Consider the following 18,909-nt stretch of genomic DNA (forward strand, 5'->3'; position numbering starts at 1 on the left):
ATGACAATCATCCCCAACGATGAAAAAGCATTATGGGTCGGAAGGATTTGGTCTGCCGATGCTGGTGGCCCTTTGGTTGTGCTGGTAAGGGAAGGGCAGGTATACGATCTTACCGAGTATTCGTCGACCGTAAGTAATTTACTCGACACCGAAAACATTTTGTCTATTTTGAAAGCGTGGGATGGTGAGGCATTCGCATCGTGGCAAAACGTGGCGGAATCAAAAAACAGCCAATACCATTTGCTTGCCCCATTTGATTTACAAGCCATCAAAGCCGCTGGCGTGACCTTTGCAGTCAGTATGTTAGAAAGAGTGATCGAAGAAAATGCCGATGGTGACCCGCAAAAAGCATCGGTATTACGACAAGAGTTGATTGAAGCGATAGGCATCGATTTAGGAAAAGTGAACCCTGGCAGCGAACAAGCTATGCAATTAAAAAAGTTGCTGCAACAAAAAGGGCTATGGAGCCAGTATTTGGAAGTGGGTATTGGTCCCGATGCGGAAATATTTACCAAGGCACAGCCCATGTCGAGTGTTGGATTCGGCTCACCAATTGGTGTTTTGTCGACCTCGTATTGGAATAACCCAGAGCCAGAGATCGTACTTGCCGTAAACTCGAAGGGAAGCATATTAGGTGCGACTCTCGGTAACGACGTCAATCTGAGGGATTACGAAGGACGGAGCGCGCTTTTGCTCGGTAAAGCCAAGGACAACAACGCATCTTGCTCGATAGGACCTCTTATTCGAGTGTTTGATACGAACTTCACGCTGGCAGACATTGAGCGTGAAGTTGTGCACCTCACCATTGAAGGTAAAGATGGGTTTTCTCTAGGTGAATCGTCCGATATGGGTAAGATCAGCCGTTCACCTGAGCAACTGGTGAGTCAATTGATCGGAGTTCATCACCAATATCCCGATGGCGTTGCCCTTTTTTTGGGGACGATGTTTGCCCCCATTCAAGACCGTGACGAACAGGGAAGTGGCTTTACCCATAAAGTGGGTGATGTGGTGAGCATACATTCTCACCATTTAGGGCGGCTTCAAAACACGGTTGATCACTGTGAGAAATTGCCACCGTGGACATTTGGTGTGCGTGCGTTGTACCAGTATTTAAATACTCGCCAGTCAAATTAACCCAGTGTTTGGATAAAAGGATGAATCATTATGGCAAATCTAGGGCAAATCGTGATTGGTGGTACATGGGAAAGCGGAGAAGAAAACCCCATCTATGCCACGAATCCCAAAAGCAACCAACTTCTACCGCAAGCGTTTCATTCTGCTAGCCTCTCGCAAACGGAAAGAGCGTGTACTGAGGCCGGTAACGCAAGCGCAGAGTTTTCAAGAACGGCACACACCAAGCGTGGTGATTTTTTGCGAGCCATTGGCGAAGGGCTACAAAATCGAGAGCCCGATATCGTTCAATTTGGAACACTTGAAACGGGGTTACCAGAAGCCCGCCTAAAAGGGGAATTACAGCGCACTATTGGACAACTCAACCTGTTCACTGATCTTCTCGTCAATGGGTGTGCATTCGAGATGTTGCACGATGAGCCGCTTCCAGACAGAGCACCGTTCCCCAGACCAGAATTACGTTTAGTTAAGCGCGCTATAGGGGCGGTTGCCGTATTTGGCGCCAGTAATTTCCCCTTAGCTTTTTCTGTCGCTGGTGGCGATACCGCATCAGCATTCGCTGCGGGATGCCCTGTTATTGTAAAGGCGCATTCATCGCACCCTTATCTTTCTTATTTTGCGGCTTCAGCAATAACGGAAGCGGTAAAGAAAACCGATATGCCTGCAGGCGTTTTCAGTATGGTTTACGGAAGCGGGAATACCGTTGGTAGCCAATTGGTGACCAACCCAGCCGTTAAAGGCGTTGGCTTTACGGGGTCTAAACAAGGTGGGTTGGCATTGAACAAATTGGCACAAAGCCGCAACGTACCTATTCCGGTTTTTGCGGAAATGAGCAGTGTGAACCCTGTTTTTCTTTCATCCAAGTCACTGGCTAACCATTCGGAATCGTTGGCAAAAGGGTTATCCGATTCTGTTTGCCTTGGTGCTGGGCAATTTTGCACTAACCCTGGATTGGTTTTAGTGTGTGAAGGGAGTGAGACCGAGCCATTTATTCAGAAGTTAACGGTGAATACACATGCTCAGCCTGCACAAACCATGCTGAATAAGGGCATATGTCAGGCTTACTATGCCGGAGTGGAACGCTTGGAATTTTTGGGTGCAACGGTATTGAAATCGAGCATGAATACAAAATCTAGCGCGGATACACTAATCGAAGACAGCGAGAATCAATGTGAACCTGCGTTGTATCGTATTTCTGGAGAACAATTTCTAGCATCGCCCAATGATTGGCAACCGGAAGTATTTGGGGCATCAACGCTTGTTGTTGTTGCCAAAAATGAGGCAGAAATATTGGCGATTCTTCAAACATTAGAAGGTCAGCTAACCGTGACATTTTGGCTTGACGCTGCGGATGATCCTGAGGTACACCAACCGTTGGTAGCGCAAGCGGAGCTAATTGCGGGGCGTATCATCTTTAATGGCTTTCCTACCGGTGTTGAGGTGTGCCAGTCGATGGTTCATGGTGGTCCTTATCCAGCAACAACAAATGGCCAATTTACGTCTGTAGGGTCAACCGCCATCGAACGATGGTTACGTCCAGTTTGTTTTCAAAATGCGCCTGATTGGGTGTGACTTCTATTACAGCAGTTGTGGAGTATGGCTTACATACCCTTACATTTAGTCAGTGTATGAAGTGATAGCATCCCGTGGGAGAAATCTTACACGGGTGAGCGATGAAAAATCTTAAAAGAACCGCCGTCGTATGGCTTGCGATGATATTACCTTGCACTGCATTTTCCGCAGGGTTTGAAAACAGTGCATTCATAGTGAAAGGCGGCACATCGAAATTTAACGATACCGACACCAAAGACGCATTCAGCGGTTCAGCAGTGGGCATCGAGCTATTCAATTTACAACAAGCTCCTATCTTTAGCGCCATTCTGGGGGGAGGGTATTTATCTCATACCCGCCAAGATGCCTCAAAAGGTGAAGACGCTTTAAAAATTGCAGATACGTCCTTAGGCTTTGCGCTTGGTATTGGCTTTACAGAAAATGTGTCGGTTTACGGCAAGCTTGGTCTGAGCTACCTCGAAACGGACATCAAAAACTACCGCTCTGCCGATTTAGGGCACAAAGTTTACGGTTTAGGTTTGAATTCTGGTGTCGGTGTTATGTATCACTTAGGGCAGTTGAGTCTAGGTGCCGAATTTATTCGCAATGACATTACCCAAAATAATTCCTCATCTATCGACTACTTAAACGGGACATATTCCAACTGGTATTTAACGGCTGGGTATGCGTTTTAGAATGAAGCGTTCAATTATTTCGCTGACTGGCTTAGTGTGTTTGGTGGCGCTGACAGCGTGTAAAGGCTCGGTGTACGATGCCGTGTCCTCGATGCCTAAAAGTTCGGGTAAGGCTGTTAATGATGGCAGTGCGGCATACACTTCTCAGTTATTTGGGGGTAAGGTAACGGATCTTTTAGACGCGGTAAGCGTGACTGAAGATAGCTTAGCGTTAGAAAACATTGCCCGTAAGGCGACCTACGCAACAGATACGATTCTTGGGCAAGCACTGACCTCCCTCAATTACGATTCCATTGCTAATTTGAAAGCAGCGCTTAAAGCGGGCTCAACCATTAACAATGGCGCTTATAAAGCCGAGTATGACCGTTTCTTTGAGCTGGAATACGTAAAAATAAAATCCTCTTCTGCGATTACCTTAAAATCCGCGTCCGCCAATATTATTGAAAGCAAAGACTCAATTGCGCCTTTTACATTGAACAATAAGAAAGGCATTGTCGACATCGTGATTCTAGATTTAGGGAGTGGTGATTATTACATTTCATCGACTATTGGTGAGCTAAAATATTACTTGGATACGAATACATTCAAAGATGCATTAGGGTTGGATGGGTTTGGTGTTTGTGAGACAACCTCTAAGGGGGCGAATTTTACAGAATGGACGTGCCATCTTTCTTCTCCCACGATCCAAGGTGATGATGAGTTATTTTACTCCCTTGATCATCAAGTGGAAACGTACACTTCTACCGATACAGGGATATCAAGTTCGGTATCGATGAAATCACTTTCTGAGCATAGGTATAACCGCAATACCCGCGAGCTGCGCTTTATTCCACCGATTGAGTTTAGTGCTAAACAGTGACGTATAGCTGTTTAAGAAAGTTGAAATCTAGGACGAGTTTCTCTGCAAAAATACCAAGCGCATCCGTGCCAATTTGGAAACGAAATACTGCCTAATGAGAAAGCGAAGACAATTACCAGAGCCGATTGAAAACCCAACTTTGAGCGACTTAATCACACACAACGGCGGGGATCTTCTCGTGAGTTGTTTAAGAGAGAAGAACAAAAGCTTGTCCGATGCTGAATTTGAAATTTACATCAAAAAATTCAGAGGAAGTAAGAAAATCCGTAAGTGACTTAATTCTCTAAAATATGTTACACCTACAAAAAAGCCCGCAAGTTGCGGGCTTCCTGTTTTAACCAAGCGAAATCATATGTAGCAAGTGCTATTGTGCTTAAGAATGTAACTAAAACAATGTTTTAATTACCTGTTTGTCTGTATTTTGGATGCACCACAAATTCTTCGTGTAACTGATAAGTTAGATGCCTTTTCATTCTCGCTAAAATGGGTACCAGAATAGGGTGGGTTCTAGGTATCGCTTCACAAACGCGAAACAGACGATGATCATTACGACAGACATTACCCCTTTATCGATCGTCGTTAAGGGTTTTGCACTGTACCAAGTTCGGGATTTGTTTCTGCCAAAACCTCGGAGAGTCATGGCGTTTGATATGGTGTCGGCACGATCTAGGCTAGAAAAAATAAGCGGACCGAGAATGTGGGCTACATTTCGAATTCGTTGAAATAACGGAGCATTCTTAGAGAGGTCAAGCCCCCTAGCTTGTTGAGCATGCATGATATTGACAAAGTCTTTCTTTACTTCAGGTAAGTAACGCAGTGTTAGGCTTACCGCATAAGTAATTTTATAAGGAACACCAATGCGATTTAAGCTGGCTGCAAATTCGGTTGGTTGGGTGGTAAACACAAAGACCAAAGCGATTGGGAACATACTGAAGTATTTTAGCGTCACCGTTACAAGGTAAAACAGAGTCTCTTGTGATAGGGAATAGTTCCCCCACAATGGCAGTAAAAGGTGTTCAGTGCCAATGAGTTCAGCGCCTTGCCTCGGCGCAAGAAGATACATAAAGACAGCATTGAGCGAGAGCACACTTACGGTGGCGATAAATAACGGTCGATAAACTCGAAAAGGGACTCGGCTTATTTTTAACAGCAGTATCCCTGATGCAATCATTGGGAGCAAAACGCGTAAATCAAATGTTGTCAGAACAATGGTCACCCAAGCAGCAAATATGACGAGTTTGGTAATGCCATTCAACTGGTGAAGAGGCGAGCCTGTATTGATGTAATTGATACCAAAATTCATTTTTGTGGCGTTGTTCATACCACCTCCATGGAGGTGCTTTGCGAGATAAAGCGGCGCATTAGTTCATGCGAATTATCTATGCCTGCTTTAGCTGCTAACTCGTACAAACTTGTGGGAGCAAGGTTGGCACTGTCTAGCAGATCTGGCTGGTTGAACACATCTGTGACAGGGGCATAAGCGATGAGTTTTGCATCTGAAATCACGACTGAACGGGTGGTGTATTCAAGAACTAAGTGCATATCGTGTGACACAATCAAAACAGTAATACCTAGCTTCTGGTTGAGTGTTTTTATGAAATTCAACATCGATGTGTAGTTGCGGTAGTCTTGCCCAGCTGTTGGTTCATCTAGGATAAGTAGTTCCGGTTCTGATATTAATATGGATGCGATGGTCACACGTTTACGCTGCCCGTAACTTAGCGCCTCAATTGGCCAATGACGATATTGTCTTAGCCCGCATAGTTCTAAAACGTGCAAAACCTTTTCTTCAATGTCAGGTTCGGGCAAACCTAGGTTTCTAAGCCCAAATGCCACTTCATCAAAGATCATATGGTGTGAAATCATATGATTTGGGTTTTGCATTACGACTCCAACTTTTTGGCTACGTTCAAATATAGAAAGATCCGCCATGTTGGCATCGTTCATCGAAATTGAGCCAGAATCCGGCTTGAGCACACCCATTACTAGCTTGGTAAGGGTCGATTTCCCAGAACCATTCTTACCAAGTACTGAAACAAACTCGCCTTTTTTAACTTCAAAAGAGACATCTTCAAGGGCATTTTTTCCGCCATCATAAGAAAAAGTGAGTTTGTCGACTTTTAGCAGTGTTTTCGAGCGAATTGGCGTTGTAATGGGGTTATCGAATGACATCCATTTTGTGAGAGCAGGCTGATAGTCACTCACTGGAATCGCACTCAAATTAGCGATAGGCATAGAACAATCTAATCGACAGTTTGCTTGTTTTAATGCTGTAAGGTAAAGGGGCTCGCGGATGCCATGTTTTATCAAAAGGTTTGAATGTAGCAAGGCATCTGGCGTCATATCTGCGATGATTTCACCACCTTCCATTAAGATGACTCTGTCTACGCTTCGATGTAGGACATCCTCAAGTCTATGTTCAATGATGACGATGGTTTTTCCGGTATCACGATGAATTTGGTCAATGATTTCGATGGTCCGCTTGCCTGTTTTTGGATCTAGGCTCGCCAGTGGCTCATCAAACAGCAGTAAATCGACGTCATCCACCATCACACCTGCTAGTGAAACTCGTTGTTTCTGACCGCCGGAAAGATCATGTGGGGAATGACGCAGTAAAGATTCAAGGTCTATGAGTTGCGCAGTATCTCGCACTGTTTCGATCATTTCGTGATGGGGAACGAGCTGGTTCTCAAGAGCAAAAGCGATGTCTTCGGCTACGCTTAACCCAACGAATTGACTGTCGGTATCTTGCAGTACGGTGCCAATTTGTTCTGTAAAGTCGTGGAGCGCCATCGCATGAGAAGGCGTGCCATTAATGGTTAAGGTACCAGTGACGTGCCCGTTGATAGCAGAAGGAATAAGCCCATTTAGACAGTGACCCAGCGTCGACTTTCCGCTTCCGCTGGGTCCGATGATGACAATTTTCTCGCCTTTCTCTATCCGTAGGTTGATGTTGTATAAAGTCGGCTTTTCCAGCGACTCATATCGAAAAGAGAAGTTAGAGAATTCAATAGAACCCAACACTTAAGCCTCCGATAAGTTTCGGCTCTGCTTTTTTCTTTTTGCAACGGATTTGAGAATAAAGTACCCAACTATAGCAATCAGAACGGTATTGGCTGAGGCAATAATGGTGAGCTGAGTAAAGACCTTAGTAAACGGTTCTGCGTAGAGAATGGTATCCAAAAATGCGGAGCAACCGTAGCCGACAATGTTACCAATGAGTGCTAACAGGACAAACAAGACATAGTCTTTGAAAGGGAGTTCGCCTTGTTTTAGTCGTTCTCGAGTCAGAACAGGGAACAACCCCATGACCAAACCAACGACTCCGGAACCTAACACCCACGTAATCCACACGCCCCAACCAGCAAATAAGTCTGTTACCCAGTGGCCAATGAATCCAACCAAAAAGCCGACGATCGGTCCAAACATAACGGAAAATAGAGCCAATACGGCCATGGCTGGTTTAAGTGTTGTATTGGCAAAAACAGGGATACCAAACATGGGTAATCCTCCAATGCCATACAATGCCGCACCAATAGCAATGACAACAACCATTTTTGCTGAGAAGTTCATAACGAATCCTTGTAGTGAATGATTAACAGAGCAAGAAATAGGCAGCACGTTTCTACTCTAAGGCGAAACGCGGTGTAAAACAAAATATACGGTGCCCAAGTATCTTGAAGTTACTTGGGATACACGGTTTTGGGTTGCTTAACGGAAGTACAGTATCACATGGATCTTATAAATTTGAGCTCATATGACATAAACGTCGGAGGGATGTTTTCGCTTTGCGATCTCGATCTTGAAACAATTGGATGAGGAATCTTTCATGCTTTGACTTGTATTGGTTAAAAACTAGTCCTTTTGGGTGGTTTTTACATAAATATATGAAAAATTTTAAATTAAGCTTGCGCTTAAGTAAGGATGTTCTAAATTTTAATTAAGCTCAATAAGAAAGCTTATTTCCAATTGATGATTTAGATTTTATCCTCGGGGTGGAGGAGAGGCGCCTTTGGCAGAGCTTGACTGTCAAAGGCGTTTTTTTATTTTTGGGATGAGCGTAGGGTCTGTTGATCTTTCGCGGCTAGACTTTCGTGACTACGCTTTGAGTTCACAACGCTCCAAATAGTGAGAGAACGACGAAAGGAAAGCATCAATGTCCTTTCTGTCCTCATCAGATAACTTATAGTCTGGCTTTCGGCAATACGATGTCGCGATGATTCCACGCCTAGTTAATATCTCCTTTTCTACCGCAATAATGTACTCACAGTGGGTCATCCATTTATTGATGTATCGAAGCAATTGTTTGTGTAGTGCTAATGCGTTCGCTTGGTCGCCAGACTGTTGTAACCGATAGATTTCAACGTAGATTTCTGCAAATGAGCAGCCTGGCATAACGCCTTTACCCCCGATGTCCAGCATATCCAACATATACAAACCGGCATAACCGTTCATGATGATGGCGCTTGGTAGTAATGAAAGTAAAGCCTGAGAGTACTCTATCGGGGGATTGCATTCTATTTTGAACACAGCGTGGGGGTGCCCTTGAGTTATTGTTTTCATTTGTTGTGGGTCAATGGCTACACCAGTCTCGGTAGGAGCATATTGAATGAGAACGGGAATATCGACGGCACTCAGCACGCTTTGAATATGGTGAACAATGTGTTCAGCAGCCGGGTTTAGAAAGTAGGGGGGAAGTAACATAATGGAATCCGCCCCTTGTTCTTGGTATTCAATAGCTTGTTGTACCGCTAATTCAGTTGCGTGCTCAGTCACGGATATACAACTAAATACGGCTGACTTTGCTGTGGTTTCACAAAACCAACTTGATAGAGATGCTTTTTCTTTCTGGCTGAGTTTGTAAAATTCACTGGCAATACCAAATAAGGTGAGCCCTTGGCAGCCTGTGCTCATTAAGTGTTTCACCAGATTTTTAAAGCTTGCTATATCAACGCGACCACTGTCATCAAATGGCATTGCGACGATTGGGTTTACACCGTAAATATCTTGTGAACTCATCATTTTAAAATTGCCCCATGTGCTGCCGACGAAACGCGCTCTCGATATAGCTGAATAAACCCCTTTGGCATATCTTTATACAAGGGTTTCCAACGTTTTTTTCGTACTGCGAGCGTATCTTCATCCACGTTTAAGTTAATTTCTCGTTTCACTAAATCGAGCGTGATTTCATCGCCATCTTCGACCAAACCAATGAGCCCGCCATCAAATGCCTCAGGAGAGATATGACCGACAAACAGCCCCCGATTCGACCCAGAGAAACGGCCGTCGGTTATCAACGCGCAGCTTTCAGAAAGTCCCATGCCTTCCAATAGTTTCATTGGCTTATACATTTCTGGTAACCCAGCTCCCCCGGTGGTGCCTTCATAGCGAATGACAATGACCGAACCTGCTGTGATTTGGTCGGTTGCTATTGCGTCTATCGCAGATTGTTCTGATTCAAACACAATAGCTTTTCCAGTAAATAAGAACATCGTTTTCGGAACGGCTGCGGGTTTGGCGACAGACCCCATTGGCGATAGGTTACCCTTTAACACACCAACACCGGACTCAAGCAAAAACGGTGTACCCAATGTTCGGATCATGTTTCGATTGCTGGTGGTTGGAACTTTCAGCAAACACTCACTTTTGGTGCCGGATACCGTTAACGCATCCAGTTCTAGAAGAGGGGCGAGTTCTTTTTCTACCGCTGCAATACCGCCTGCTTCAAAGAAGTCGACCATATCGTATTCTGAAGCGGGATAAATGGAGGCAATGAGAGGCACCTTTCGGCTTAATTGATCGAAGACATCAAGATCAAGTTCACCCAGCCCAGCCTCGTAATGGATCGCTTGTAGATGAATAATAGCGTTAGTTGAACCACCCGTTGCAAGCAAAGTGCATATGGCGTTGTGAATGCCCTGTTTCGATATAATCTTGCGAGCAGTTAACCCTTCGTCGATCATGCTTACAATGCGTTTACCGCTTCGGTAGCCAACATTCAGTCTATCGGGATGAATGGCGGGTATGGTGGCTGTTTGGGGTAAGGTCATCCCCAAGGATTCGGACAAACAGCACATGGTGTTTGCGGTGCCATACATGGTGCAGGAACCAATGGTCGGTTCGGCAAGATCTTCGATTTTTCTGAACTCTTCTTGGTCAATCTTTCCTTTGTTCTTCCAGCCTATTGCTTCGGTGACGATGTTTCCATCCCAGTGCTTCCCTTCATATTCTGCAGGGTACATAGGACCGCCATTGACCAATATGGCCGGTTTATCCAGCCTCGCAGCAGCCATGAGCATAGCAGGTACAATTTTGTCGCAAGACCCCAGCAATACCATGGCATCGAAGTTATGTGCCCTCACCATGACTTCAATCGAAGCGGTGATGACTTCTCGCGCAGCGAGGATATAACGCATTCCGATGTGTCCCTCGGCAATGCCGTCACAGGGGGCTATGGTGCCGAATGTCATCGCGGTTCCTCCTGCTTCTTCGATGCCTCGGATCACTTCTGCGCCCACGACGTCCAAATTGGCATGACCTGCGGTGGCATTGGTGTAACTGTTTACGACAGCGACAATGGGTTTTCTGAGTGCCGAATCAGAATGCCCCATGGATTTGTACAGAGCACGTTTTAGGGCACCGTCGTCGTCTTTCAAAATAGTATTGTGGTGCGGAGTGCAAGCACCACTGCCACATGAGCCGCAGGATCCACATTTACTCATAGTACATTACCCCCAATCGTGAATTCCCCTCTAGTGCAAGGTTGGCTGCTGTCGAGACAGTTACCATTCTGCGAAAGATCCGTCTTCGTTGGTCCAATGTGGGTTGCGCCATTTGGGTTGGTTTAGTGCCTTATTGTGTTGCTCTCGCATAAACTCTTCGTTGATGTCGATGCCTAAACCTGGACCTTCAATATTGAGGCAATACCCATCTTTAAACTCAAACACGTCTTTGTTATGAACGTAGTCGAGCACGTCATTTCCTTTGTTGTAATGCATGCCAATGCTTTGCTCTTGGATGATGGCATTCTGACAGCACGTATCGATATGAACCGAAGAGGCGAGGGCAATGGCTCCGAGTGGGCAATGGGGTGCCAAAGCCACATCGTAAGCTTCCGCCATGGAGGCGATCTTCTTGAGTTCAGTCAGACCACCACAATGGCAAATATCCGGTTGGATAATATCAACTCCGCCATGCTCTAAGAGTTTCTTGAAATCCCACCGTGAAAATAGGCGCTCGCCTGTTGCTATGGGGATGGCTCCGTATTGTGCTATTTCATGGATGCAGTCGAAATGTTCTGCTAATACAGGCTCTTCAACAAACATAGGGTGCATGGGCTCTAGTTCTTTCATCATGATTTTTGCCATGGCTTTGTGAACGCGACCATGAAAGTCGATGCCAATGCCAAAATCTTTGCCTAGAGCGTCGCGAATTCCCTGTACTCGATCCAGTAATGCATCCACCTTGCTGTAGTTATCAATGAAATTGAGCTCTTCCGTCGCATTCATTTTGATGGCATTAAACCCAAGTGCTTTGCGCTCTTTTGCCATGTTCACCACATCGCTTGGTCGATCGCCTCCAATCCATGAGTAGGTTTGGATTTTATCTCGACACTTACCACCCATTAGCTGATAAGCGGGAGTATCCAGCGCTTTGCCTTTGATATCCCAAAGCGCCTGGTCGATACCGGAAAGGGCACTCATCATGACTGCACCACCTCGATAGAATGTAGAACGATGCAGGTAATTCCAGTGCAGTTCTATGTCTCTCGGGTCTTTTCCTATCAGGTATTCCATTAACTCATCAACACAGGTGTGTACAGTGTGCGTTCGACCTTCTAAACAAGGTTCTCCCCAGCCGACAATACCTTCGTCGGTCATGATTTTTAAAAAACCCCAACGAGGTGCAACGATGAATGTCTCGTAACCAATAATTTTCATATAACGCCTTACTTAAATAATTCCGGTAGAAAGGTAATAACGCCCGGCATAAACACGAGGGCAATCTGCACCAGCAACATGCTGATTAAAAATGGAATAACAGCACGAGTCAGCTGGACCATGGATGAGCCAGTAATGCCTTTTACTACAAATAGGTTCACACCAACAGGGGGAGTAATCAGTGCCAATTCAGTACCCACAATTAAAATAATTCCGAAGTGAAATGGGCTAATTCCGAGCTGAACCAATATGGGTAAGAAGAGTGGGGTGTAGATTAAGATCTGAGCGGCAGTTTCGATAAATAACCCAGTAAACATAATCAAAGCGACAAAGATCAGTAGAATGATGGTTGGGTTATCTGTTAACTCTAATATCGCTTCACCAATCATTTGCGGGATCATGCTTATGGTTAAGTAGCGAGCAAACGCTGTTGCAAACCCTAAGATAATGATGACGCAACCCGTGGTTAGTGCGGCTTTTGAAATCGTTGGGATTAAGTCTTTTAGTGTCATTTCTTTGTGGATGAAGAAGCTGACCACTAAGGTATATATCACGGTAATACAGGCGGCTTCTGTTGCGGTAAAGATACCCGAGTAAATGCCCCCCAATATGATGATTGGCGTAAGCAGAGCCCATTTCGCTTCGAGAAAGGTTTCTTTCACCTTAGCAGGGGAGAAGCTTTCTTCTTGACCTTTATATCCTCTTCGTTTCGCGATGATGTAGACGGCTAAGATCAAGCCAAAGCCAATCATACCGCCCGGTATAAAGCCTGCCAGAAACATATCCCCTATCGATATTTCAGCCGTAACGGCATAAATGATCATAGGAATAGAGGGTGGGATTAATATGCCCAGTGAGCCAGCTGATGCCGTTAATGCACCAGCAAAATGGCGGTTATAGCCCTTTTCTATCATGGAGGGCACCATCATAGAGCCTATGGCGGCAACGGTTGCTGGAGAAGAGCCCGATATGGCAGCAAAGAACATGCAGGCGACCACGGTGACAATACCCAACCCACCAGCGGTTCGCCCCACTAAGCTCGCAGCAAAGTTCACGATACGCCCAGAAAGCCCGCCTTTCTCCATTACAAAGCCCGCCAATATGAACATAGGAATGGCTAAGTAAGTAAAAGAATCCAGTGAAGTAAACGCGGTTTGGGCAATAAACGACATTGGGATATCGGCGATCAGCAGCGCAAACGCGGTACACATACCAATACTGATGGCGATTGGCATACCGATGAACAGCAAAGCCACGAAGACCAACATGGTGATTAAGAATACGTCCATTATTGGTCACCTCGTTCGTCTCGAATTTTTTTCAGCGCTTCTTCCGCTTCGCTTAGTGCATATTCATGGTTCAAATTACCCGTGATACGACGGTAGACTCGCTGAAGCAGCCGTAAAGCCATAAGGTAAAAAGTAAAAGGAACAATGGCGTATACCCACCCCGCTTGCCATTCAAGGGCTGGGGTAGTTTGTTCAATAGAAATAGCATCGACAGATATCTCTAAGCCGAAATAGCCAATCCAAACCATGAACGCCGCAAAAGAGAGATCAATGATGGAGTCCAACACCTTTTTTCTTTTTCCGGTGACAAAGCCATCGATAACTTCAACACGTACATGTGCACCGCGCACAATCGCTAAGCTTGCTGCGAAATACACTAGGGCAATAAATACATACCTTGATAATTCCTCTGTCCAAGACAAAGAGAAATTAAATACAAATCGAAATAATATTTGTAAAAAACAAAGAACAATAAGTGCAATAAAAAGAATTGTGCTTATGTATTCTTCAATATTATCTAAGAATGATGTCTTTCTTCCATTCATAATAACACCATGTTTTAAATATATGGCTGCCCACTCAATTAGTGATAAAAAGAGTATTAGTTATTGTCTTCTTATATTCTTTTGTAGCTACAGCCCTTAGGTATTTATAAAGTACTTTACAAGCAATCGATAGAATTAATTCTGGAGGCTATTAACTTGGTCAGCTAATTTTTTATAGAGATCCGGATTAATTTTATCGGCATATTGCTGAACAACAGGTGCAACTTTTTTATGCATTTCTGCTTTGACGTCATCAGGAATAGCGGTGTAGGTTAAGCCCGCATCAATCATGCTTTGAAGTGATTTCTCATCCTGAGTTTTCACTGACGCGCGCATGTGCTTGATGGCAATACGTGACGCTTCTTGTAAGGTTGTCTGCTCAACAGAGCTCAACCCGTCATAAAACTTTTTACCTACTACAAATACAACCCAAGAATAGACATGACCCGTATCGGACACGTATTTTTGCACTTCGTACAGGCGTTGAGAGTAGATATTGGTGTATGGGTTTTCTTGCCCATCTACTACGCCTTGCTGTAGTGAAGAAAAGAGTTCAGAAAATGCCATTGGCGTTGGGTTTGCGCCTAGCGCGCGAAACGCATCTAAGTGTGCTTTGTTTTGCATGGTGCGCAGTTTCAGCCCATCTAGGTCTGATACGCTCTCTATTGGACGCACATTATTGGTCACGTGACGGAAGCCAAAATTACCATAGCCTAAGCCTACATAGCCTGCTTTTGCGAGTTTGGATGAAAGCTCGTCTCCCCATGCGCCATCAACGACTTGATTCGCAATTTCTTCTGTTGGGAAAATGAAGGGCAGAGTAAGTATGTTGAAATCTTTCACTATATTTCCCAGTACAGCCGGTGAGGGCAAATTCATCTGGACGGCGTTGAACTTGATTTGCTCTAATGCTTCCTGATCATTACCTAACTGGTTACTGGGGTAAATATCGACATTGATTTTCGTATATTCTTCTACGTGCTTTTCAAACTTTTTCATGGCAACAAATTCGAAGTGGGACTCGGGTACCCCAATACCAATTCGCATATTTTTAGCCTGAACCTGTAATGACAGTGCCATTAAAGGTATAGAGATAAGTGCAGCAATTTTACATAGTTTCATAAGTTAACCTTTTGCTCGTTTAGGCTAGAATCCTAAGACCCTAGTGACATCCAACTGTCTCGATACGCTTTCGCGCGCTCCTCTAAATCTGAAGGCTTAATGCCTTTCTTATATAAACCGGACCCTAAGCCAAAACCATCTACCCCTACATCTCGGTAGGATTTCATTTGCTTAGAATCGGCTTCAATACCGCCGGTTGGGCAGCAAATCGTTTCGGGTGGTAGTACCGATTTGATCGCTTTTACACCGTGGGGCTGTATTAATTCTGCTGGGAAGAATTTCAGGGCTGTTGCGCCATGTTCAATGGCTGAAAAGGCTTCTGTGGGGGTCTGAATCCCCGAAAAGACCACACAATTATGCGCCCGAGCTGTACGAATAACGTCCGGGTTCATATTGGGGGTCACAATTAACTTGGCACCGGTCTCGATAACAGGCATCAATTTATCTTCTGTCGTTACTGTTCCTGCGCCGATCAACGCTTCTTCTCCAAAGGTTTGCATGAGTTTATTTATGCTTTGAATAGCATTTGGAGAATTCAGTGGTACTTCAATAAACCGGAACCCATGTTTCAATAGAACACGCGTAACTTCGATGACCTCGTTTGGCTCCACACCGCGTAATATTGCGATTAGGGGTAACGTCTTAAACCATTCGTGCTCTCTTAATTGTTTAGTGTTCATAATCGTTTCCACAGTGATAGATTTTTGTCATACCTTTTAAGAAGCATTGGTCGCCATCAATTAATTGGTGTTTCATATTTAAATGGTTTAATGCATCCGAATAAGGTTTACTTAAACCCTTGGAACCAATTAGGTATGACTTTTCTTCTTTTATTAAAGATAATTCGTGACCAATTAATATTCCCGAAATATAAGAATGAACATGTTCTTGCTTTATTTTATTTGTTAAACGGAATGTTCTGGCGCTAAATAAAACGTGATTTAATGGGGCGTTTATTCCTACATCAACCCCTTTGTAAAACACATCTTTATTGTCTTCTTGTTTTGGTAAAGCTTTGCCTAGCAAACTATGGTCGACCAGTATCGAATATAATTCTCCAGTCATTACAGTCGAAAACTGGACTAACTTGTTGTCTTTCCATTTGGCGTGCTTACTGTGTGTGCCGTAGAGAATGGCGTTAAAATCTTGGTTGAGTAATTCACTTAATCCAATCAGTTGGACTTCCTCCCCACGCATAACATCGGGGTAGCCAAATGCATTCTGACAGCGGATACCAGGAACGATTTTGGCGCTGTCGCCAGACAACAACGAAACGGTTTTGATACCGCTAACCATGTCGCTAACGGATGCAGGCGCAAAGGTGTAAGGCACTTCACACCAACCTTGTTGAGAGCCTACCATTCCAGCCATGAGCACGGGTAGTTGACCTGATTCCTTTACCCAACCACCGATAAGGTGATCGAATTCAACTGAAAACTGGTTGCCTTTAATGGAAAGCAGCCCTTTCTTAGCACGGATTGAGTCTAGGCATTCGCCAGATTCTGCCATCAAAAATGCTCTAAAGTTCGTTGTTCCCCAATCTACGGCGATCCAGTTTCCATTCATTACTCACCTCATGTGTGACTATATATGCGTTCTTGTAATACAAGATTGATAGGCGTAAGAAACCTATCTGGCCCATTCCATAGTGGATAAGATTAGCGGATTAAATCACTGCCTTTCATGTTCTTAACGGTCTTGCCTATTGCACCCAAAACAATGTCACGCATCAATTCTCGCGCTTGCTCTGGATTTCTCATTCGTACTGCATCCATCACTCTGTAATGAGCTTCGAGTGCGGGTTTGCTTAGTGTGACGTTTTTTTCCAAGGTTCTTGAAAACGATACCGCCATGGTTGTGGTAAGTGCATCGCCAAGTGAAATTAAAAATGGGTTTTTAGTTGCCACGAGCAATTGCTTGTGAAACTCCATATCACCAGTATTTATCTGTTCTCTATCACTTTTTTCTAACCCGTCTGCCATCATGTTGTAGCTTTTCTCAATAGCGGCAAGGTTATCGCCAGTGGCGTTTAGTGCTGCAAGTGCTGCGGCATTCGGTTCTACCATTAAGCGAACTTCCAACAGGTGGGGGATAAACGTGTCGGATTCTTTGTATTGTGTAACCCACCGAAGTACGTCGTGATCCAACCAATTCCACTTGTCTGGCGTATTCGCCACACTTCCTACTTTTGGAGTTATTGTGATTAACCCTTTACTCGCTAATGTTTGTAATGCACTTCTTACTGATGTGCGGGATACTCCCATCGTTTGCGCTAATTCGTTTTCCCCTTTAAGGAAAGATCCTGCTGGAATATTTTCCTTCAAAACGTCGTATACAATTTGGTCTATCGCTAGCGTAGATTTGGATTTTTTCATTTATGAATTCATGTTTTCAGTTCTTGTAATACATGTTAGGTCAAATAGTAACCACAAACCGTGAGTGGCATCTCATTACTAATGATTTTGTTATTAGGTGTTGCAGAGAAGGGATTGTAATCTTACTTGTTGATATACAAGTAAATATTGAAACTCTTCTTTTTAGTTATGAAAAGGCGGTGCTTTCAATGGAAGCGTTAAAATAACCTCAGCATGCTTGATGTAACTCGCATGTGAGGTTAGTTAACTATCAGATAGTAAATACGTTATTGAGGACGGTCGGTTTTAGCTCGCTATTGGCGAGAGAGTAATAATTTTGATTTCTTCTGAAATAAGGTCGTTCACATTTTCAATAAGGTGAGCGAAATGGGCGGTCGCCTGATGCACCTCAAATGCGTTTTGATCAACAAAGCATTCGTTGAAAATAAAATGGCCTTCTTCGCCATTATCTTCAAACAATTCATATCGTAGGCATCCAGGTTCTGCCTTAGTAGGTTCAACCATTGCACTTAGCATTTGTTGAAGTTCTGTTTCTTTTCCTGATTTGGCTTTAAAGCAAGCAAGTAAATGAATCATAGTATTTCCTAATGGTTATTGTACGAATAGTTATTGTATGGATAGTTATCGAGTTGAATGTTACGTTTTAAAAATTATCAAATGATAAATGGGATATAAAAAGAAAAAGGGGCAGTTTAATTTTCCTCGACACATATGAGGGTTGGAGTATGCCGAGGGGGTCTGAAAACTAAACAGCCAAAGACAAGGATGAGAGATGAACCCTAACTTTTTACGAAGTGAGGCTCTTTATTATTCGCACTTCTGTTTGACCAGAAATGACATTTGTTATTCGAATCGACCGTCCCGCTCTATGAACTCGATCTTGTACCCATCTGGGTCTTGCAAGAAAAAGAACTTAGCCAAACGCTCGTTATTGTGGAAAAACTCTTTAACTGGTGTCGGATCTAATCCAAACTCAGTGACTTTCTGATAGTGCTTATCGATGTTTTCCACTGATACCGCTAAATGACCGTAACCTGAACCATGAGTATAAGGTTCTTGCTGGTCATGATTGTAAGTCAGCTCAAGCTCGAAACTGGTTTCTTCATTTCTAAGATAGATAAGAGAAAAACCATCGAAGTCAAAGCGATCTTCAACAGATAAGCCAAGGGCTTTGTTGTAGAAGTCGAGCGATTTATCTAAATCGAAAACCCGAATCATGGAGTGTATTGCTTTTGTCATGTATCGCTCCTGATTGTTGTTGGGGGGCTATTGCTTTTTTAGCTAGGCGCGCTAGGCCGGTATTATTCATGGGTTTTGTGATTAAGTGGTGGTATTGGAATACTACATTTCAAATTTATTGCATAGTTCTTGAGATGACGAGCGTATAAAATCAGTTTCATTG

The 18,909-nt window shown here is 44.0% G+C and carries 18 protein-coding genes; 4 read left to right on the plus strand and 14 right to left on the minus strand.

What is annotated here, in order from left to right; all coding sequences use genetic code 11:
- The 4 genes from Q8W40_RS16100 to Q8W40_RS16115 all read left to right on the plus strand — a co-directional run bounded on the left by Q8W40_RS16100 (position 1) and on the right by Q8W40_RS16115 (position 4,236).
- Positions 1 to 1,134: a fumarylacetoacetate hydrolase family protein gene (locus Q8W40_RS16100; protein ID WP_305398650.1), complete on the plus strand. Its 1,134-nt coding sequence runs from the start codon at positions 1 to 3 to the stop codon at positions 1,132 to 1,134.
- A 30-nt stretch (positions 1,135 to 1,164) separates the two neighbouring features.
- The gene (locus tag Q8W40_RS16105) at positions 1,165 to 2,703 is read left to right on the plus strand and encodes an aldehyde dehydrogenase (NADP(+)) (RefSeq protein ID WP_305398652.1); all 1,539 of its coding nucleotides are present in this window, start codon (positions 1,165 to 1,167) and stop codon (positions 2,701 to 2,703) included.
- A 101-nt stretch (positions 2,704 to 2,804) separates the two neighbouring features.
- Entirely contained in the window at positions 2,805 to 3,377 is a 573-nt protein-coding gene (locus Q8W40_RS16110; RefSeq protein ID WP_305398653.1) for an outer membrane beta-barrel protein, read from the plus strand.
- 1 nt (position 3,378) lies between these two features.
- A complete protein-coding gene (locus tag Q8W40_RS16115; protein WP_305398654.1) occupies positions 3,379 to 4,236 on the plus strand; it encodes a hypothetical protein in 858 nt (285 codons plus the stop codon).
- 478 nt (positions 4,237 to 4,714) lie between these two features.
- Here the strand turns inward: Q8W40_RS16115 and Q8W40_RS16120 are convergent, their stop codons facing one another.
- The 14 genes from Q8W40_RS16120 to Q8W40_RS16185 all read right to left on the minus strand — a co-directional run bounded on the left by Q8W40_RS16120 (position 4,715) and on the right by Q8W40_RS16185 (position 18,746).
- Positions 4,715 to 5,557, minus strand: coding sequence for an energy-coupling factor transporter transmembrane component T family protein (locus tag Q8W40_RS16120; protein ID WP_305398655.1), 843 nt, complete (start codon positions 5,555 to 5,557; stop codon positions 4,715 to 4,717).
- Complete coding sequence (locus Q8W40_RS16125; protein WP_305398656.1) at positions 5,554 to 7,260, minus strand: ABC transporter ATP-binding protein; 1,707 nt, start codon at positions 7,258 to 7,260, stop codon at positions 5,554 to 5,556. Before Q8W40_RS16125 ends, Q8W40_RS16120 begins: the two co-directional genes overlap by 4 nt.
- Positions 7,261 to 7,809, minus strand: coding sequence for an ECF-type riboflavin transporter substrate-binding protein (locus Q8W40_RS16130; RefSeq protein WP_305398658.1), 549 nt, complete (start codon positions 7,807 to 7,809; stop codon positions 7,261 to 7,263).
- 525 nt (positions 7,810 to 8,334) lie between these two features.
- Positions 8,335 to 9,258 carry a dihydrodipicolinate synthase family protein gene (locus Q8W40_RS16135; protein ID WP_305398660.1) on the minus strand — a complete coding sequence of 308 codons (924 nt, stop codon included), beginning with the start codon at positions 9,256 to 9,258 and terminating at the stop codon, positions 8,335 to 8,337.
- Positions 9,255 to 10,958 carry a dihydroxy-acid dehydratase gene (ilvD, locus tag Q8W40_RS16140; protein ID WP_305398661.1) on the minus strand — a complete coding sequence of 568 codons (1,704 nt, stop codon included), beginning with the start codon at positions 10,956 to 10,958 and terminating at the stop codon, positions 9,255 to 9,257. The genes Q8W40_RS16135 and ilvD overlap by 4 nt, the downstream gene beginning before the upstream one ends.
- Positions 10,959 to 11,018: 60 nt before the next feature.
- Complete coding sequence (gene dgoD / locus Q8W40_RS16145; RefSeq protein ID WP_305398663.1) at positions 11,019 to 12,176, minus strand: galactonate dehydratase; 1,158 nt, start codon at positions 12,174 to 12,176, stop codon at positions 11,019 to 11,021.
- Between the two features lie 8 nt (positions 12,177 to 12,184).
- Positions 12,185 to 13,465, minus strand: coding sequence for a TRAP transporter large permease (locus tag Q8W40_RS16150; RefSeq protein WP_305398664.1), 1,281 nt, complete (start codon positions 13,463 to 13,465; stop codon positions 12,185 to 12,187).
- On the minus strand, positions 13,465 to 14,010 hold the full coding sequence (locus Q8W40_RS16155; RefSeq protein ID WP_305398665.1) for a TRAP transporter small permease: 546 nt from the start codon (positions 14,008 to 14,010) through the stop codon (positions 13,465 to 13,467). Before Q8W40_RS16155 ends, Q8W40_RS16150 begins: the two co-directional genes overlap by 1 nt.
- Positions 14,011 to 14,145: 135 nt before the next feature.
- Positions 14,146 to 15,132 carry a TRAP transporter substrate-binding protein gene (locus tag Q8W40_RS16160; protein ID WP_305398667.1) on the minus strand — a complete coding sequence of 329 codons (987 nt, stop codon included), beginning with the start codon at positions 15,130 to 15,132 and terminating at the stop codon, positions 14,146 to 14,148.
- A gap of 32 nt (positions 15,133 to 15,164) precedes the next feature.
- Entirely contained in the window at positions 15,165 to 15,812 is a 648-nt protein-coding gene (locus Q8W40_RS16165; protein WP_305398668.1) for a 2-dehydro-3-deoxy-6-phosphogalactonate aldolase, read from the minus strand.
- Positions 15,802 to 16,698 (minus strand): 2-dehydro-3-deoxygalactonokinase, encoded by an 897-nt coding sequence (locus Q8W40_RS16170; RefSeq protein ID WP_305398669.1) that lies wholly within the window; start codon positions 16,696 to 16,698, stop codon positions 15,802 to 15,804. Before Q8W40_RS16170 ends, Q8W40_RS16165 begins: the two co-directional genes overlap by 11 nt.
- Before the next feature lie 92 nt (positions 16,699 to 16,790).
- Entirely contained in the window at positions 16,791 to 17,507 is a 717-nt protein-coding gene (locus Q8W40_RS16175) for a FadR/GntR family transcriptional regulator (protein WP_305398671.1), read from the minus strand.
- 285 nt (positions 17,508 to 17,792) lie between these two features.
- Complete coding sequence (locus tag Q8W40_RS16180) at positions 17,793 to 18,083, minus strand: putative quinol monooxygenase (protein WP_305398673.1); 291 nt, start codon at positions 18,081 to 18,083, stop codon at positions 17,793 to 17,795.
- A gap of 267 nt (positions 18,084 to 18,350) precedes the next feature.
- Positions 18,351 to 18,746 carry a glyoxalase superfamily protein gene (locus Q8W40_RS16185; RefSeq protein WP_126609037.1) on the minus strand — a complete coding sequence of 132 codons (396 nt, stop codon included), beginning with the start codon at positions 18,744 to 18,746 and terminating at the stop codon, positions 18,351 to 18,353.
- Positions 18,747 to 18,909 lie beyond the last annotated feature (163 nt).

This window comes from Vibrio penaeicida (assembly GCF_030689305.1).
Classification (GTDB): Bacteria; Pseudomonadota; Gammaproteobacteria; order Enterobacterales; family Vibrionaceae; genus Vibrio; species Vibrio penaeicida_B.